Source organism: Silvibacterium dinghuense (genome assembly GCF_004123295.1).
Classification (GTDB): domain Bacteria; phylum Acidobacteriota; class Terriglobia; order Terriglobales; family Acidobacteriaceae; genus Silvibacterium; species Silvibacterium dinghuense.
This window is the reverse complement of the sequence record NZ_SDMK01000002.1, coordinates 1,140,801-1,156,370: the sequence shown is the minus strand read 5'-3', so window position 1 is coordinate 1,156,370 and position 15,570 is coordinate 1,140,801. Positions and strand designations below refer to the sequence as shown.

The 15,570-nt window shown below is 61.6% G+C and carries 18 protein-coding genes; all 18 read left to right on the top strand.

The window, feature by feature from the left end; genetic code table 11:
• Window positions 1–148 precede the first annotated feature (148 nt).
• The 18 genes from ESZ00_RS14020 (at window position 149) to ESZ00_RS13935 (ending at window position 15,404) form a co-directional block, all read left to right on the top strand.
• Window positions 149–769 carry a hypothetical protein gene (locus ESZ00_RS14020; protein WP_129208862.1) on the top strand — a complete coding sequence of 207 codons (621 nt, stop codon included), beginning with the start codon at window positions 149–151 and terminating at the stop codon, window positions 767–769.
• A 53-nt stretch (window positions 770–822) separates the two neighbouring features.
• Window positions 823–1,359 carry a flagellar hook capping FlgD N-terminal domain-containing protein gene (locus ESZ00_RS14015; RefSeq protein ID WP_129208861.1) on the top strand — a complete coding sequence of 179 codons (537 nt, stop codon included), beginning with the start codon at window positions 823–825 and terminating at the stop codon, window positions 1,357–1,359.
• A gap of 55 nt (window positions 1,360–1,414) precedes the next feature.
• A complete protein-coding gene (locus tag ESZ00_RS14010; protein WP_129208860.1) occupies window positions 1,415–2,644 on the top strand; it encodes a flagellar hook protein FlgE in 1,230 nt (409 codons plus the stop codon).
• Between the two features lie 224 nt (window positions 2,645–2,868).
• Window positions 2,869–3,222: a FliM/FliN family flagellar motor C-terminal domain-containing protein gene (locus ESZ00_RS14005; RefSeq protein WP_229741304.1), complete on the top strand. Its 354-nt coding sequence runs from the start codon at window positions 2,869–2,871 to the stop codon at window positions 3,220–3,222.
• The gene (locus ESZ00_RS14000) at window positions 3,212–3,556 is read left to right on the top strand and encodes a flagellar biosynthetic protein FliO (RefSeq protein WP_129208858.1); all 345 of its coding nucleotides are present in this window, start codon (window positions 3,212–3,214) and stop codon (window positions 3,554–3,556) included. Before ESZ00_RS14005 ends, ESZ00_RS14000 begins: the two co-directional genes overlap by 11 nt.
• Entirely contained in the window at window positions 3,553–4,242 is a 690-nt protein-coding gene (fliP, locus tag ESZ00_RS13995; RefSeq protein ID WP_129208857.1) for a flagellar type III secretion system pore protein FliP, read from the top strand. The genes ESZ00_RS14000 and fliP overlap by 4 nt, the downstream gene beginning before the upstream one ends.
• Window positions 4,243–4,256: 14 nt before the next feature.
• Window positions 4,257–4,526 (top strand): flagellar biosynthetic protein FliQ, encoded by a 270-nt coding sequence (locus ESZ00_RS13990; protein WP_129208856.1) that lies wholly within the window; start codon window positions 4,257–4,259, stop codon window positions 4,524–4,526.
• Window positions 4,527–4,529: 3 nt separating this feature from the next.
• On the top strand, window positions 4,530–5,354 hold the full coding sequence (locus ESZ00_RS13985; RefSeq protein ID WP_129208855.1) for a flagellar biosynthetic protein FliR: 825 nt from the start codon (window positions 4,530–4,532) through the stop codon (window positions 5,352–5,354).
• Window positions 5,351–6,589 (top strand): EscU/YscU/HrcU family type III secretion system export apparatus switch protein, encoded by a 1,239-nt coding sequence (locus tag ESZ00_RS13980; RefSeq protein WP_129208854.1) that lies wholly within the window; start codon window positions 5,351–5,353, stop codon window positions 6,587–6,589. Before ESZ00_RS13985 ends, ESZ00_RS13980 begins: the two co-directional genes overlap by 4 nt.
• Window positions 6,586–8,676, top strand: coding sequence for a flagellar biosynthesis protein FlhA (flhA, locus tag ESZ00_RS13975; protein ID WP_129208853.1), 2,091 nt, complete (start codon window positions 6,586–6,588; stop codon window positions 8,674–8,676). Before ESZ00_RS13980 ends, flhA begins: the two co-directional genes overlap by 4 nt.
• Window positions 8,677–8,721: 45 nt before the next feature.
• Window positions 8,722–9,696, top strand: a complete 975-nt coding sequence (locus ESZ00_RS13970) for a FliA/WhiG family RNA polymerase sigma factor (protein ID WP_229741283.1) — start codon at window positions 8,722–8,724, stop codon at window positions 9,694–9,696.
• 97 nt (window positions 9,697–9,793) lie between these two features.
• On the top strand, window positions 9,794–10,801 hold the full coding sequence (locus ESZ00_RS13965; RefSeq protein WP_129208852.1) for a flagellar motor switch protein FliM: 1,008 nt from the start codon (window positions 9,794–9,796) through the stop codon (window positions 10,799–10,801).
• 62 nt (window positions 10,802–10,863) lie between these two features.
• On the top strand, window positions 10,864–11,643 hold the full coding sequence (locus tag ESZ00_RS20340; RefSeq protein WP_229741281.1) for a FliM/FliN family flagellar motor switch protein: 780 nt from the start codon (window positions 10,864–10,866) through the stop codon (window positions 11,641–11,643).
• Window positions 11,644–11,855: 212 nt separating this feature from the next.
• A complete protein-coding gene (locus ESZ00_RS13955; protein WP_129208851.1) occupies window positions 11,856–12,539 on the top strand; it encodes a hypothetical protein in 684 nt (227 codons plus the stop codon).
• Window positions 12,540–12,605: 66 nt separating this feature from the next.
• On the top strand, window positions 12,606–13,340 hold the full coding sequence (flgF, locus tag ESZ00_RS13950) for a flagellar basal-body rod protein FlgF (protein WP_129208850.1): 735 nt from the start codon (window positions 12,606–12,608) through the stop codon (window positions 13,338–13,340).
• 95 nt (window positions 13,341–13,435) lie between these two features.
• The gene (gene flgG, locus ESZ00_RS13945) at window positions 13,436–14,224 is read left to right on the top strand and encodes a flagellar basal-body rod protein FlgG (RefSeq protein ID WP_129208849.1); all 789 of its coding nucleotides are present in this window, start codon (window positions 13,436–13,438) and stop codon (window positions 14,222–14,224) included.
• A 14-nt stretch (window positions 14,225–14,238) separates the two neighbouring features.
• Window positions 14,239–14,667, top strand: coding sequence for a flagella basal body P-ring formation protein FlgA (locus ESZ00_RS13940; RefSeq protein WP_129208848.1), 429 nt, complete (start codon window positions 14,239–14,241; stop codon window positions 14,665–14,667).
• The gene (locus ESZ00_RS13935) at window positions 14,664–15,404 is read left to right on the top strand and encodes a flagellar basal body L-ring protein FlgH (RefSeq protein ID WP_129208847.1); all 741 of its coding nucleotides are present in this window, start codon (window positions 14,664–14,666) and stop codon (window positions 15,402–15,404) included. The genes ESZ00_RS13940 and ESZ00_RS13935 overlap by 4 nt, the downstream gene beginning before the upstream one ends.
• Window positions 15,405–15,570: the final 166 nt, after the last annotated feature.

Genomic DNA, 15,570 nt, shown 5'->3' with positions numbered 1-15,570 from the left:
CGGTGCCAGTGTCGCGGCGTCGTCTGCTGCCGGGGTTACGGTCGCTGCAGATACGCGAGAGTCGGGGGGCAGTGCCACGGATACCTCGTCTGCACCGGAAACCCCCTCGCATGATTCTGCTCCATCTCTGACTGCCGCTCATACCGCAATGGATACTTCGGCGCTCCGCGTTGCTTCTGTGACGCATGCCGGTGATCTTGCCGGCGCGGCTGTTTCCAGCAGCGGCATCTCAGACGGCCGTGCCGGCGTAAACATGGGAGAGGCCTATGCCGCGCATACGGCGGCTGGAACCTCCTCGCTTGCCGGCGCGAGCAATCCCTATCAGCGTCTTGATCAGCCAGTCTCCGCGCCGGCCGTGCTGCATGCTTCGCAGAGCCGTGTGTCGATCGGAGTTCAGGATCCCTCGCTGGGCTGGCTTGAGGTCAACACCCGCTCCGGTGTGGAAGGCCAGGTTGCAGCTGCGATTCTGACCAGCTCAAGCCATACGCAGGCCACCATGAGCGCAGAGCTTCCTTCTCTCGCACACTATCTCGCGGAGAATGCGGTGAAGGTGAGTCACCTGGATGTGGCGCAACAGGCCGTTGGAGATGGCTCGTCGCAGGCGGGCGGAGGCGGCAGCCACGCACAAGGGCATGCCGCATGGAGCGGTCAGAGCGTGTCTGCTGTGAGCAGCGGGCAGGCGACAGGCGAATCCGAAGGCGTGGTGGAAACAGCGGCCATCGAAGACAGCGGTAGTGCAACGCTGCGTTACATCAGTGTGCTTGCCTGAACAGACTCGCGCCGCCGCCGGGCGGCAGAGACTGCAGGGTAAAGAGGAGAACTATGGATTTCCATCGGCAGATCGTATCCCCATCGGTGTTTTCGTCGCAGGCGGCCGCAGGAAGCACGGCTCGCGCTCAGGACACTTCCAGCGACAGCAACTCGTCGAGCTCAAGCAGTACAAGCACGGCAACGATCACGGCCAATGACTTTCTGGAGCTGCTGGTGAGCGAGCTCAAGAACCAGGACCCGACCAGTGATACCGATCCCAACGAGTATGTCGATCAGCTGGTCCAGGTCAACAGCCTTGAGCAGCTTATCCAGATCAACCAGAACACGACGCCATCGACCAGTACGACCACCTCATCGAGCGATGCCGTGCCGGTTCACTCCGCCGCAACGGCGGCAACCTCGACGGCGTTGCACGCAAGTGTGCCACAGCCGGGAACGCAGGCTGCGACGATGCAGGCCTCGGCCATCAAGGTAGCGAACTCGATGGAGGCCATGCCGACGCAGAAGACGAGCTCGGCGCAGACGTCCAATCCGAATATCGACCGGGCCAGACTCTTTGCTCTTTCGGGGGCGACGACGCAGCATTAGGCGTCTCCTCTGTCGTTGCAATGCGCATGCAGTTGAATTTCCAGGAGAAAACGCTATGTCCTCGTTCTCGATTCCACTCACCGGCCTCGAAAGCTCCTCCGAGGCTCTCGATACCATCGCCAATAACCTCTCGAACATGAACACCACCGCGTTCAAGAGCCAGGATGTCAGCTTCAGCGATCTCTTCTACCAGCAAATTGGGGACTCGGGCGCGGGTAATCCGCTGCAGGTGGGCGCCGGTGTTCAGGTGGATGCGACGACTACGGACTTTAGCGAAGGCAGCATCGAGTCGACCAGTGAAGATAACAACGTGGCCATCGACGGCAATGGCTTCTTCGTGCTGCAGAATGACGGCGGCTACGAATATACCCGCGACGGCAACTTCACGTTGACCTCGGACGGCTATCTGACCTCTTCGAGCGGTCTGAGTGTCATGGGCTATCCGGCGACCGACGGCACCGTTGATACGAATGCCGCGCTTACTGCCATTCAGATCCCGGTCGGCGCGACCGAGCAGCCGCAGGCTACGTCGAATTTTTCGATTACCGCTAACCTGGATTCCTCTTCGACTACCAGCACCACGCCTTTTTCCTCCGAGATGACGGTCTATGACTCGCTGGGCGAAGCGCACACCATGACCGTGTCCTTCACCAATACGGGAACCAATACCTGGAGCTACAGCATCTCGCTGCCTAGCGGCGACGCAACAGGGGGATCGAATCTGACCGGCACGCTGACCTTTGATTCCGACGGCAATCTGACCTCTCCAACCGCCGATGTCTCAGACATCAGCTTCACTGGCCTCAGTGACGGTGCTTCGGATATGACGCTCGACTGGAATCTCTTCAACTCCAGTGATGCGGCGACGCTGACGCAATACTCTTCTACCTCGGAGGCTTCGGCCACCACGCAGGACGGGTATGCCAGCGGGGAATACAGCGGATATACGGTGGATTCCAGCGGCGTGATCTCGGCAACCTTTAGCAATGGCAAGACGGAGGATGTCGGGCAGCTCGCTCTGGCCAGCGTGGTCAATGAGCAGGGCTTGGACCTGCTCGCGGGCAACAACTACTCGACCACCGATGCTTCGGGGGAAGCGACGATTGGGGTGGCCGGAAGCGCGGGACTGGGTACGCTCGAGGGTGAATCGCTGGAAGAGTCCAATGTGGACATTTCAGCACAGTTCTCGGACATGATCGTGGCACAGCAGGCCTACGAGGCGAGCTCGAAGGCGGTGACAACTTTCGACACGATCTCCCAGGACACGATCAACATGATTCACTGAGCGTGACGATTCTTCGTTGCGTGAGGAGAACCGGACCCGTCGATGGCGGGTCCGATTGCATTTGTGAGGTTGTAATTCCGTGTTTCTCCTGACGGTAAGTGCTTTCTTGGAGCGGGCGCGCTCATTGGGATTGCGAGCACGCTTAGACCTCAGAGGAAATGCTTTCGTCATAAGGTTTTTCCAAGATATCTGACCCATTTTCGGTCACAGAATCGCACTTGCCCGTGCGTATGGAAACCAGTCAATCGTCCACCCTCGCACCTGCAGAGACAGGCGAAGAGACCGTTGAAACAGGGAATCACCTGGTGACGGAAAGAGGGGCTGCAACGGCTGCCGCTCTTGCTGAGTCGGTCGTACCTGCAGCTTTTGGTGTGCTTCCGATGCAGCTTGACGTCGCAGTGCCGATACGGGGTTTCCGGGTGCGGGATCTGTTGCATCTGGAAAAAGGCACAGTGATCGCAAGCGAGTGGCCGCATGATGAGGATCTGCCTATCTGGTGCGGCGGCGCGCAATTAGTGTGGACCGAGTTTGAGGTGGTCGACGATGTGCTGGCCGTGCGGGTGACCCGTGTACTCTGAGCGCTCTCGCCGGGTAAGTGTCCCCACTCCGATTGGCGGCTGGGCCGCGGTGCTGCTCGCAGGTGCGCGTTCGCTGCTGGCTTCCCGATCGAAGACTGTGCGTCCTGCTCTTTCACTCGAGGAGCGTCTGCCGCTGGGCGGAAACCGCGCGGTGATGCTGGTGGCGTGTGACGGACATCGCTACCTGCTGGGCGGCTCGGCCGACTCACTTTTCCTGATCGGGGAGGTCTCGCCGCTGGAGGCACAGAGCGAAGGTGCTGCTTCTTTCCGCGAGACGCTGGCAGCTGCCTCTTCCGCAGTTGAAGCAGCAGGGAATACGGAGGGCGCGCGATGATCCTTGCCGCTGCTGCGTCTTCCGCCTCGCATCTGCTTCCATTATCGCTCCCCGCTACCGATTCGCACTCGGTGCCGTGGACGGTGCTTTTTGTCCTGACCCTGCTGACGCTGCTGCCCGCGATCGTACTCTCGATGACGCCGATGGTACGGCTGCTGGTGGTCTTTCACTTTCTGCGCCAGGCGCTGGGCACGCAGACCGCGCCGTCCAATCAGGTGTTGATGGGCCTCGCCCTGCTGATGAGCTGGTTTCTTATGCAGCCGGTGCTGCACCAGGTAGATCAGCAGGCCGTCGAGCCTTTTCGTCTTGGCCAGATCGATGGATGGGAGGCGATAAAGCGAGGTGTCGAGCCACCGCGCCTCTATATGCTGCGCTATGCCAAGGAGCAGGACCTGGCGATTTTCACCTCGGCTGCCGCGTTGCCCAGGCCGGCACGGCCTGAAGACCTGCCGCTGCGTGTGGTCGCACCGGCCTACATGCTCTCCGAGCTCAAGGCCGGCTTCGAGATCGGTGCCATCCTCTTTTTGCCCTTCCTGCTGATCGACATGATTATCGCCTCGATCACGACCTCGGTCGGCATGTTTCAGCTGCCGCCGGTTGTGATCTCTACCCCGCTCAAGATTCTGCTCTTTGTGATGGCCAACGGCTGGAATCTGCTGGCCGGATCGCTGCTCAAAAGCTTCTGAGACGAGATAAAAACATGACCACAGATCTGGTCGTAAACATCCTCCGCCACATGCTCGAACAGGCCATGCTGATCAGTGCGCCGGTGCTGATCGCTGCCGCGCTGATCAGCTTCCTGCTGAGCCTCGCGCAGACATTGACCTCGCTGCAGGAGCAGACCTTTACGACCGTGCCCCGTCTGCTGCTGGTGGGCACGCTCATTCTTATCGGCCTGCCGTGGTTTGCCCGCCGGATGGTCGAGTACACAGTTCACATGTTCACCGATCTTCACCGGTATCTGGGATAGGGCATGGATGCGCTGCTTGCTGTTCCTCAGTCACTGCCGGGCGGCTGGCCTGCGTATCTCTCCGCCATACTGCTGGTCATGATTCGCATCAGCTGCCTGATGGTTACGGCTCCAATTTTTTCTTCTGAAGTCATTGCGCCGCGGCTGAAGGTGATCTTCGTACTGCTGGTCTCTCTGTTAGTGGCTCCGATTGCTGCAGCCATGCCGCTCCCTTCCGCGGCGCACTCCGTTCCGGTTATAGGGGTGAGCCTCCGTGCTGTTGCCGGGGAGATGGCGGCCGGCTCGCTCTTTGGCCTGGAACTGACACTCTTCGGCGAGATTTTGCTCTTTGCGGGACAGGTGCTTGGCTTCCAGTTCAGCTTCTCGCTGGTAAATCTTCTCGATCCTTATGCTCCCTACCAGACACCGCTGCTTGGCCAGCTCTTCTCTCTCTTTGGCACGCTCATACTCTTTGCCTCAGGGCTATATCGCGAGCTGCTGATGGCGCTGGTGCGCAGCTTTCGCGTCGCGCCTCCGGGCGCGGTATGGGTGAGCGGCGAGAACGGCCTCACGGTGGTGGCACGGCTGGGCGGAGTATTGCTGGCTGCGCTCGAGCTGGCTGCGCCGGTGATCGCGGCAACGCTGCTGGTGGAGGTCGGCATTGCGGTGCTGGGGCGCGTTGCGCCGCAATTGCCGGTGATGATGCTGTCGATTCCGATAAAAACGCTGGTTGGTTATGGAGCCATGCTGGCTGGTCTTGCGCTCTGGCCCCGTTTTCTGGAGTTGCACTTCGAGTCGCTGCTCGATGCCGGTGAGTCTTTGCTGCAACAGATGGCGGTGCCACGATGAGTGGCGAGCGCACAGAAAAAGCTTCGCCGAGGCGACGTCAGAAAGCGACCGAGCGAGGCGACCGTGTCTTCAGCCGTGATCTGGTGGCGGCCTGTGGCATGCTGGCTACACTGCTGGCTCTGGCGCGGATCGCGCCAGGTTGGCCTGGCACATGGATCACGGATCTTGCTCATACGCTTGCGGTGATCGCTTCGTCTGCATCGCCGGTGGGGAACGTGGAGATGGATACCGCTGCCTGGGTTGTACGGCTGCGTGCGCTGATGTTGGCTCCGATGCTGCCTGTGGGCATTCTTCTGCTGACCTCATTCTCGGCGTCGCTTTTTGCCGCTGCGGCGCAGGTCCGCGGCATCTCCTTCAGCGTGACGCCGCTGGGTCCGCACTGGGGCAGGCTCAATCCCGTACAGGGTATGCAGGGGCTGTTCTCCTTGCGTGGCCTGGCGCGGCTGGCGCGATCGCTGTTGCCAGCCGCGGTGCTGGTGTTTTTTGCCATGCGCCGGGTATATGCGCAGGCAGCATTGCCGCTGCTCTCGAGCAGTCAGCTGCTGGAGATGTTTTCCGGCAGTTACAACATTCTGCTCGATACGGCGTGGATTCTCTTTGCCTGGTCGGCGGTCGACTACATCGTCGAGTGGCGCAGCTGGGAGTCGCGCCAGCGCATGACCAAGGAAGAGGTGCGCGAGGAGCATAAGCAGACCGAGGGCAATCCCCAGGTGCGCGGCCGCATCCGGTCGCTGCGCCGGCAGATGCGGCGGCGCATGCTCAAGGCCGATGTACGCCGTGCGACGGTTGTCATCACGAATCCGACGCATTATGCCGTGGCTCTCAGCTTCGACTTCGAAACGATGGAGCCGCCGCGGATGGTGGCGAAAGGGCGGAATCTGATTGCAGCCCAGATCCGTGAAGAGGCGCGCTGGGCGGGAATTCCAATCGTTGAGAATCCGCCGCTTGCCCGCTCTCTCTATCACTCGCTCGAGCCCGGCCAGGGCATTCCCTACAACCTTTACGCAGCGGTCGCGGCGATCCTGGCTTATCTCTATCGGCAGAGGGTGGAAGAGAGGCTGCGGGAGGAGCAGGCCGCGCGGATGCGAGCCGAGGAGCAGCGCGCAGGACAAAGAAATACGCCTCAGCGTCGTGCGGCTTCTCGCAATTCGGAGTCGGCGCGTACCGAGCCTTCCCCGATGCTGCCTGGTCAGGCATCGTCACTTCCGCAGGCCACCGATGGAGAGAGGCAATGAGCCGTACCGTGGTATCTCCCGCAGTCAAGAAGCGTGAAGCCCTGCGCGGCGCGCGCGAACTGGTGTTGCCGTTAAGCGCGATCAGCGTGATCTTCGTGATGCTGATCCCGATTCCGGCGCTGCTGATGGACCTGCTGCTGGCCATGTCCATGGCCGCTTCGGTGCTGGTTTTCCTGGCCGCAGTGCAGGTGCGCAAGGCTGTCGACCTCTCGGTCTTTCCTACGCTGCTGCTGCTGCTGACGCTTTTCCGCCTGTCGCTGAACATTGCCTCGAGCCGCCGTATCCTGCTGCATGGCAGCGAAGGAACGGCCGCTGCTGGCCATGTGATTGAGTCCTTCGGACAGTTCGTTGTCGGCGGTAATTACGTGGTGGGATTCGTGCTCTTCCTGGCCTTGATCGCGATTCAGTTTCTTGTCGTCAGCCATGGCGCGGTGCGTACGGCCGAGGTAACGGCGCGGTTCACCCTCGATGCGCTGCCCGGCAAGCAGATGGCCATCGATGCAGATATGAATGCCGGGCTTATCGACGAGGCCGGAGCGCGGGCAAGGCGACAGGCTGTGGCTCAGGAGGCTGAATTTTACGGCGCAATGGATGGTGCGGCGCGCTTCAATCAGCGCGATGCGCTGGCGACGATTCTGATTACCGCGATCAACATTGTCGCCGGGTTGCTGATCGGCACGCTGCAGCAGGGGGCGCCACTCGACGAGGCCGTGCGCACGTACACCATCCTTACGGTCGGCGATGGCCTGGTCACGATGATCCCCTCGCTGCTGGTCTCCGTGGCCGGTGGTATCGTGCTGACGCGCGCCTCTTCATCCGGCGCGCTTGGTGACGAACTGGGCTCGCAACTCTTCCGCCGCCGTCCGACACTCTACGTAGGCGGAGCGGTCATGGGCGCTCTCTGCCTGGTGCCGGGACTGCCGAAGCTGCCCTTCCTGCTGTTGGCCATGGTGCTGCTCGTGGCAGCGCGGCGACTTCGCGGTGAGGCAAAACAGGAGAGCACAGCAACAGGGCGTGAGCAGGGTGCTGGCGCAAAGTCCGCGACCGACTCGCCGATCGCCTTGCCGCGCAGCGATGAACTCAGTCTTGAGATTGGCTTTCAGCTGATTCCGCTGGTCGATGAAAAGCAGGGCGGCCAGATGTTGTCGCGGGTACGTACGTTGCGGCGCAGTCTTTCGGCGGAGCTAGGCTTCCTGATTCCGCCTGTTCACATTTCGGACAATCTGCGCCTGCGGCCTCGAGAGTACGTCATTTCGTTGCGCGGTCTGGAGATTGGCCGATGGCAGACCGAATCGAATCTGCTGCTCGCGGTGAGTGCGGAGGCCGACCCGCGCCCGGTTCCCGGTAAGGAGACACGCGAACCGGCCTTCGGGGTGGCGGCGCGATGGATTTCGCCCGGACTCGAAAACCAGGCAACAGCCGCAGGCTATGCCGTGGTCGATCTGGTAACCGCCATCACCACACATCTGGGAGAGCTGATTCGCCGCCATGCGCACGAGCTGCTGGGGCGCTCCGAGACCAAGCGGTTGCTCGACTCGCTCAACGAGAGTCATCCGAAGCTGGTCGAGGAACTGGTGCCGAAGGTGCTTACGCTCGGCGAGATACAGCGCGTGCTGCAGCAGCTGCTGCGCGAGCAGGTCTCGATACGGGAGCTGGGAACGATTCTCGAAGCGCTGCTCGAGACCGCTCCTGCCAACAAGTCACTGCCCGCTCTGGTCGAAGCCGCGCGTCGTGCTCTGGGACGGAGAATTCTGCAGCCATGGCTCGATGCCGATGGGACGTTGCGCGTGCTGACACTCGATGCCGCCATCGAAGAAGAGCTTCCTGCATTACTGCAGGGCGAAGGGACGACGACCCGCTTGCTGGGAGAGGGCCGTCCAGCCAACAGTTTACGGCGGCTGGCCGATTCTGTGAAACAGCTCATCGGGCCTCCCACGGCTTCGGCCCCTCCCGTGCTTCTCTGTCCGAGTCCGGCGCGTTTTTACCTGCGGAGGTGGCTTGAGCCGGTGTTGCCGCGCCTGGCAGTCGTCGCTCCGGCCGAGATTCCGCCGGACATTCGGATGCGGCCGGTGGGGCTGGTGCGCTGAGAGATTTCATGGGCCAGGGCAACGGGGAAAGGGAAGTCGGCAGGCATGCAAAGTATGGGCCGTGATGGGGAGCAAGCGGAGGCGGGACGGCAGGGAGGCAGTGGGTGGAAGAAGCTGCCCGTGCAGGCTGCAGGCGCAGCGACGCGCCAGCCCCGGCTGGATGTGGAAGGTGGGAGCCTGAGCGCGGCAGAGTATGGATCTGGAGAAGAGGCGAGCCCAGGGATCTCTCCTGATAGCGGAGCGGCTGCCGGGAAGGAAATCGTCTTTTCGGCCGAGCAGGAGCGGCTGATGCTGGACCACATGCCGACAGTGCGCTTTCTCGCACGGCGTATCCATGAGCGGCTTCCGCAACACGTGGAGATGGAGGATCTGGTGAGCGCAGGAGTGCTGGGGTTGATGGATGCGCTGCAGAAGTTCGATCCCAATAAAAAAGTACAGTTCCGCAGCTATGCGCAGTTCCGCATCCGCGGGGCGATTCTCGACAGCCTGCGCACGCTCGACTGGAGTCCGCGCGATCTGCGCCGCAAAGGGCGTGCCGTTGAAGAGGCGATCCGCGCACTGACCACACGCATGGGGCGCAGCCCGTCGGAGAACGAAGTCGCGGCGGAATTGCAGATGGAGCTGGGCGAGTACCAGCAGTTGCTGGGTGAGTTGAAGGGACTCGAGATTGGCACACTGCATGCTGAGCGTTCGGAGGATTCGGGAGAAGAAGAGCTGGCTTATATTCCGAATCGTCCCGAGGATGATCCGCTCTTCCGGTGTCTGCGCGGCGAGCTCAAGTCGCGGCTGGCCGAGGCTATCGATCAGCTGCCGGAGCGGGAGCGCCTGGTGATGACTCTCTACTACTACGAGGAGATGACCATGAAAGAGATTGGTCTGACTCTGGGCGTGGTGGAATCGCGGGTCTCGCAGATTCACGCTTCGGCCGTGCTGCATCTGCGCAGTCATCTCTCCGCCTTTCGCCGTGGTCCGGTCGCGAGGGGGCGAAGAGGCGGAAAGCAGGAGAGGCAAGAGGTGTGAGGGGCAGGCGCAGCGTTGCAGCGGTATCGCAGGCGCAACTCCATGGCGGTGGCAGGGATGAGAACAGGAAAGGCATAAAAGGGGAAAAGGGGCGGGGATGGGATCGGGAACGGATAAGCCGGGCAAAGACAAAACACTGAAGCAGGATGAAATCGACGCGCTCTTTCAGGCGGCGCAGGGGCAGTCACCACAGGTTTCTGCTGGACAGCCTGCGCCGGCAGCGGATGCTCCGGCTGTACCGAAGCGCCGTGTCCAGCCCTACAGCTTTTCCCGCGCCGGGCAGATCAGCAATGACCAGATGCGGGCCATCAGCCTGTTGAACGATATCTTTGCGCGGAATCTGACCCACTATCTCAGCGTATGGCTTCGCAGTCCCTTTCAGGTCACATTGGTCTCGGCCGAGCAGATTCCGTTCAACGAATTTATTGCCCGCATTCCGGCGCTCTCGTATGTCTGTTCGGTTCGGCTCGAGCCTCTGCGCGCCATCTCCGTTCTGCAGCTGGAGATGGCGCCGGCGCCGACCATCATCGATCTCCTGCTGGGCGGTCAGGGAGCAGCCGGGCAGCTGCGCGAGCTGACCGATATCGAAGAGGCGATCCTGTCCAGCGTGATTGAGATCATCTGCCGTGAGTTGAGCGCGGCGTGGGAGCCGGTGGGGCTGAGCTTTCATTATGAGCAGCGTCAGATGCAGACGCAGATTGCGCATCTCATGCCGGTCTCGGAGAAGACGCTCTGCCTGAACTTCGAGGTCAAGCTTGAGGCAGCGAGCGGTTTGATGAACCTGGCTTTTCCCGCCGTAGTATCGAATACCATCCTGCACCGGATGGTGGGGGACTGGACGCGTCAGCGCAGCCATAATCCGGAGATCCGTGCGCGGCTGCGCCGCAGCCTGGGACAGACGAAGGTTGGCGCAGCGCTGCAGTTGCCGGCGTTTCGCGTGCCGGCGAGGCAGATCGAGGAGATGGCGATGCCATCGCTGCTGCGTTTTCCCATGAGTGCGACCGTGCGGCCGCAGATGCGCATTGCCGGGGTGCCACTGTACGAGGCCATGCCGGTGCGCTACGGCGAGCATCGTGGTGCGCAGCTGGGTGAGCGCAAGGCATAGCCGCCGTCGGCGGAGGCGGAAGCTTCAGGGCTGTTGAGATCGATGTGGAGGCAGGAACGAAGATGGACGCGAAGAAAAGCCTGACCGGGCGATGGACAACAGAGGCTGCCAGCATCCTGGCGCGCGAGGTTTCTGCCGAGATGCGAATCGAGCCGGCCGAGCAGCTGCCGCTGTCTGGAGCATCTCTGTGTTTCGAGATACGCTGCACGGGCTCGGTGGCGGGCTCAATGCTGGTGATGGCGGAGACAGCCGGCCTGCATGCGCTGCTGGTGGCTGCAGGTTTGGCCTCCGAAGCCGCCGCAAGCATTGAAGACTGGGAGATCGAGCTCTGGCAGGGGCTGGTTGCTCAGGCTGCGCAGGCGGCTCTTGCGGGCGAAGCCCATGCGACTGCCGGGGTAGCGGAGAAGAGCACATGGGAACGAGGTATCCCGGCTGTTGCGCTCGAGGTGGTGATCGGTGAGGCAAGGATGCTTGTCGCGGTGGCCGACCGCACGCAGAGTATGCAGCCGGTAATATCGGCGGAACCGACATCGGCTGCTGCTTCGGCCGGCAGCGGCCAGCCAGCCTCGCTGCCGCCTGGTGTGGAGCTGATGGTGGATATCGAGCTCGAGGCCTCGCTGCGTTTTGGCTCGCGGGAGATGTCTCTCAATCAGGTCCTCGACCTTGGCCCCGGCGATGTGATCGAGCTCGATCGCCATATCGCGGAGCCAGTAGATCTGCTCGTAGGCGATCGTATCGTTGCTCGCGGAGAGGTGGTGCTGGTGGATGGGAATTTTGGTCTGAATGTGACCGAGGTCGCTACGGCCGAGAGGCGTCTGGAGAGCATCCGATGCCTCTTCTAGGTGGAACTTGGTGGGGTTTAGGCTCCCGCTCCCAAGGCATGCAGGAGAGCACGGAGCGGGGCGCGCCGCTGTTTCCTGCCTGTGCGCATCCCGGCTGCCGGAGCGGCAGGGTTCACCTCTGGAGAAATCGCGGGGTACCGCAGATAGAGGGGGGATGGACCTGTAGTCCGGGCTGCACGGTGGAGCGGATGCGGATGCTGGTGGCGAGGGAAATGAGCGGATATGGAGAGCCGGTCGCACTCTATCGTCATCGCGTACCGCTGGGGTTGATGATGCTGCAGCGCGGCTGGATCGATCAGTCCTCTCTGCAGCGTGCGCTGGTTGCGCAGCGGGAAGGTGTGGATATGCGCATCGGGGCGTGGCTGACGCGTCACGCCGGGTTGAGCGAGCGGCGGGTAACGGAAACGCTCAGCCTGCAGTGGAACAGTCCCGTCTTCACCGGGGATTTCGATGCGCGTGTGTTGTCGCGGCCTCCATTGCCGCGCATTCTCATCGATGCCTGTGGGGTATTGCCGTTGCGCTGGTCGGCGATGGGCACGTTGCATCTTGCTTTTGAGTCGGGTATCGATCATCGTCTGGTGCTGGCCTTCGAGCGATTGACCGGGGTGCATGCCGAGGTCGGTCTCTTGCCCGATTCCCTCTTTGCGCGCTGCCGGAACCGCTTGCTGGAAGTACCGTTTCCGCGGACGCGCCTGCTGGAGGCGGTGACGCCGGAGGCGCTCGCTGCTGCGCTGGCTCGGCAGGTGGAGCGTGCTCAGCCGGCTGCTGCACGGCTGGTGCGCTATGACCGCTACTTCTGGCTGCGGATGTGGCCAAAGGAAGATGCGGTGGCGGAAGCGCAGCAGGAGAGTGAGGATGTCATCGCCGCCCTCGTGGACTTCTCCGAGCGTTCTTAGAGCTCCCTTATCTCATGACCGGTCTTCCGGTCTATGTTTTGCAACTTTCTTCCGTGAGGGATCGACATGAGCAGTGGATTTTACGCAGCATATTCCGGCCTGCTGGCGCGCACCGAGGCGCTCGATGCGGCGGCCAGCAATCTCTCAAACGCCAGCACCCGCGGCTTCCGCGCCGAACGCGAATTCTTTCGCGGCGCTGTGATGGGACCCGATGCCTTGGGTTCCCAGCTCAACCGGACGGTGAATGATTTCGGCATTCTCGCCGGCAATGTACTCAACCTCAGCCAGGGAGCTCTGGCTCCGACCGGTAATCCCTTCGATCTTGCTCTGCAAGGGCAAGGTTTCTTCGCGGTGCAGACGGAGAACGGCATTCGCTACACGCGCAGCGGACAGTTCCAACGCTCGTCAGCGGGAGTGCTGATGACGGCGGATGGACATCCGGTGCTCAATGTCAAAAATCAGCCGATCACGCTGCCGGTCGGTGAATTTGTCGTCAGCTCTGATGGGGAAGTCTCGGTGGATGGAGCGGTGGTGACGACGCTCGGCCTATGGAACTTTGCGGCGCCCGAAGACCTGAACCCTGAGGGCACCAGCCTCTATGCCCCCGCAGGCAAGGCCAAGCCGGTCGCTGCAAAACCGGAGGTGCGGCAGGGGGCGCTCGAAGGCTCGAACCAGGATGTGATCGAGGGAACATTGCAGCTGATTCTCGTGCAGCGTCAGGCCGAGATGATGCAGAAGGCGTTGACGGTTTTTGACGGCAATCTCGACAAGACTGCGAGCGAAGTGCTGCCGAAGGTTTAAGAGTGAAGCGCTGACGGAATGGAAGACGGGACCGGCAGCAGAAACAAGGGGAAACATGGCCTGTCGCAAACGGCAGGCAGGAGGGCGGGAAGGCAATGATCCGGGCACTGTATACGGCGGCCAGCGGTATGAGCGCGCAGCAGCTGAATCTCGACACGATTGCCAATAACCTGGCGAACTCTTCAACCGTAGGCTTTCGCCAGCGTTCGTTGCAGTTCCAGGACATGATCTATCAGAACCTGATCACACCGGGCGCGGCGCAAAGCCAGCAGACGGTTTCCGCTGGTCTGCAGATTGGTCTTGGTACGAAGTCTGCAGCTACCGAGATCATCATGACGCAGGGTGATCTGAACCAGACGAACAATCCCCTCGATCTCGCTATCCAGGGCAATGGCTTCTTCCAGGTGCAACGTCCGGACGGCACGCTTGCGTATACACGGGCAGGCAATTTCTTTCTGAACAACCAGGGCACGATCGTCGATGCGCAAGGCGATGAGCTGGTGCCGGCTATCACGATTCCGACCACGGCCACTGCGGTAACGATCACCCAGTACGGCGTGGTGAATGCAACCTTGCCGGGGCAGACAAATCCATCGCAGCTTGGCCAGATCCAGCTGGCTACATTTACGAATCAGGGCGGTCTCGAGAGCATCGGTTCGAATCTCTTCACTGCGACGCTCTCTTCCGGCGATGCCGTGCTGGGCAATCCCGGGGGCACCGAAGGCGTGGGAACCCTGCAGCAAGGCTATCTCGAAAATTCGAATGTTGACGTGGTGGGTGCCTTTGTACAGATGGTGCTGGCGCAGCGGGCCTATGAAAGCAACTCGAAGGTGGTCACCGCGGCCGACAACATGTACAGCCAGGTCAACAACATGATCAAGTAAAGGAAGACACCTCCATGAGTGTCCCATGGCTGCTGGCCGCCATGCTTCTTGGCGCGGGAAATAAAAGCTGCACGGGAGAGCGCGTCGAGGCGGTCGTCCACGACGCTACGACACGCCGCGACTGGCTCCGCATGCGCGACTGCGCTCATCCGGAGTGGCCTGCGCATCTTCAACTTGATCCCATCGGTCAGCGTTTGAAAGAGCCTCTCGGCTATGCGGAGGCTAAAGCGTTGCCGGCGCCGATCGTGGTCAAGGCCGGCATGCCGGTGACGGTCTGGCAGGATGGCACGGCGCACATTCGCCTGAGTGGCGTTGCGGCGCAGTCGGCGCCGATCGGGGGAGAGATTGTGGTTCGCCTGGGAAGCGGATGGCTGTTGCGCGGAGTCGTGCGCGGACCCGGTTCCGTAGAGTTGTCTGCGCCTGCAGGCTGGAGCAGGCCATGACTCAGAGACGCGGAAGACGAAGCGATCGCTGCGTAACACTCTGCCTGGTTTGTCTGTTGCTGGTGCCGCTGGCGCTCGGAGACAAGAGCAAGAAGAAGCAGCCACAGGCATCGAAGCAGACACCGCCCGATGCGGCGCTCAATGCGTATATTGCGCGGGTCAGGGCCGAGATTCCTCAGGTCACGCGCACTCCCGGCTCAATCTGGGTGGATAACGGGCGGATGACGCGGCTGAGCAGCGATGTGCGGGCCGCGCACATTCACGATCCGATCGCCATCGTGGTCTCGGAGAGCCTGACTGCGTCGACCGACGGCACAGTGAAGAACTCGCGCGCCACAACGGCAGCCTCGAATGTGACGGAACTGCTGGGCAAGCTGACTGGTGGCAATGCGCTCAACAATCTGTTGAACCAGTCCTCGTCTTCGGGGCTGACGGCGCAGGGCCAGTCGGTGACGGATTCGAGCCTGAGCACAACCATCGGTGGTGAGGTAGTCGACGAGCTGCCCAATGGGATGCTGGTCATTCAGGCGGTGCGCGAGCTCTCCTTCAGCCAGCAGACGCAGACCATCAAGCTGCGCGGGCTGGTGCGACCGGAAGATATCAGCAACTACAACCAGGTGACTTCAACAAGCATTTCTGATCTTGAGCTCGAGGTGGTGGGCAAAGGCATCGTCAACGACTACACCTACCGCCAGAACCCGGTAGTGCGCTTCCTGATGAAGCTGCTGGTGTTCTGAACAAGGCTGACAAGGGTGGCAGAGGAGAAGGCAATGCGGGCTGAGGAAGTGGTCAGACGAAGCAGGGGGATGGCAGGACTGAGCAGAGCTGTGTTTTTCCTGCTGGGAATGCTTGCGTTGGCAGTCTGCGGGCAGCTACTGGCTCAGGTCGCAGGCTCTCCTGGGG

Excerpts from the sequence above, each read along its gene's own strand:
- flgG (WP_129208849.1), top strand. The coding sequence starts at position 13,436 with ATGATCCGGGCACTGTATACGGCGGCCAGCGGTATGAGCGCGCAGCAG.
- ESZ00_RS20340 (WP_229741281.1), top strand. The coding sequence starts at position 10,864 with ATGGACGCGAAGAAAAGCCTGACCGGGCGATGGACAACAGAGGCTGCC.
- ESZ00_RS14010 (WP_129208860.1), top strand. The coding sequence starts at position 1,415 with ATGTCCTCGTTCTCGATTCCACTCACCGGCCTCGAAAGCTCCTCCGAG.
- flgF (WP_129208850.1), top strand. The coding sequence starts at position 12,606 with ATGAGCAGTGGATTTTACGCAGCATATTCCGGCCTGCTGGCGCGCACC.
- ESZ00_RS13980 (WP_129208854.1), top strand. The coding sequence starts at position 5,351 with ATGAGTGGCGAGCGCACAGAAAAAGCTTCGCCGAGGCGACGTCAGAAA.
- flhA (WP_129208853.1), top strand. The coding sequence starts at position 6,586 with ATGAGCCGTACCGTGGTATCTCCCGCAGTCAAGAAGCGTGAAGCCCTG.
- ESZ00_RS13985 (WP_129208855.1), top strand. The coding sequence starts at position 4,530 with ATGGATGCGCTGCTTGCTGTTCCTCAGTCACTGCCGGGCGGCTGGCCT.
- ESZ00_RS13965 (WP_129208852.1), top strand. The coding sequence starts at position 9,794 with ATGGGATCGGGAACGGATAAGCCGGGCAAAGACAAAACACTGAAGCAG.
- ESZ00_RS13940 (WP_129208848.1), top strand. The coding sequence starts at position 14,239 with ATGAGTGTCCCATGGCTGCTGGCCGCCATGCTTCTTGGCGCGGGAAAT.
- ESZ00_RS13935 (WP_129208847.1), top strand. The coding sequence starts at position 14,664 with ATGACTCAGAGACGCGGAAGACGAAGCGATCGCTGCGTAACACTCTGC.
- ESZ00_RS14020 (WP_129208862.1), top strand. The coding sequence starts at position 149 with ATGGATACTTCGGCGCTCCGCGTTGCTTCTGTGACGCATGCCGGTGAT.
- ESZ00_RS14015 (WP_129208861.1), top strand. The coding sequence starts at position 823 with ATGGATTTCCATCGGCAGATCGTATCCCCATCGGTGTTTTCGTCGCAG.
- ESZ00_RS13955 (WP_129208851.1), top strand. The coding sequence starts at position 11,856 with ATGAGCGGATATGGAGAGCCGGTCGCACTCTATCGTCATCGCGTACCG.
- ESZ00_RS13970 (WP_229741283.1), top strand. The coding sequence starts at position 8,722 with ATGCAAAGTATGGGCCGTGATGGGGAGCAAGCGGAGGCGGGACGGCAG.
- ESZ00_RS13990 (WP_129208856.1), top strand. The coding sequence starts at position 4,257 with ATGACCACAGATCTGGTCGTAAACATCCTCCGCCACATGCTCGAACAG.
- fliP (WP_129208857.1), top strand. The coding sequence starts at position 3,553 with ATGATCCTTGCCGCTGCTGCGTCTTCCGCCTCGCATCTGCTTCCATTA.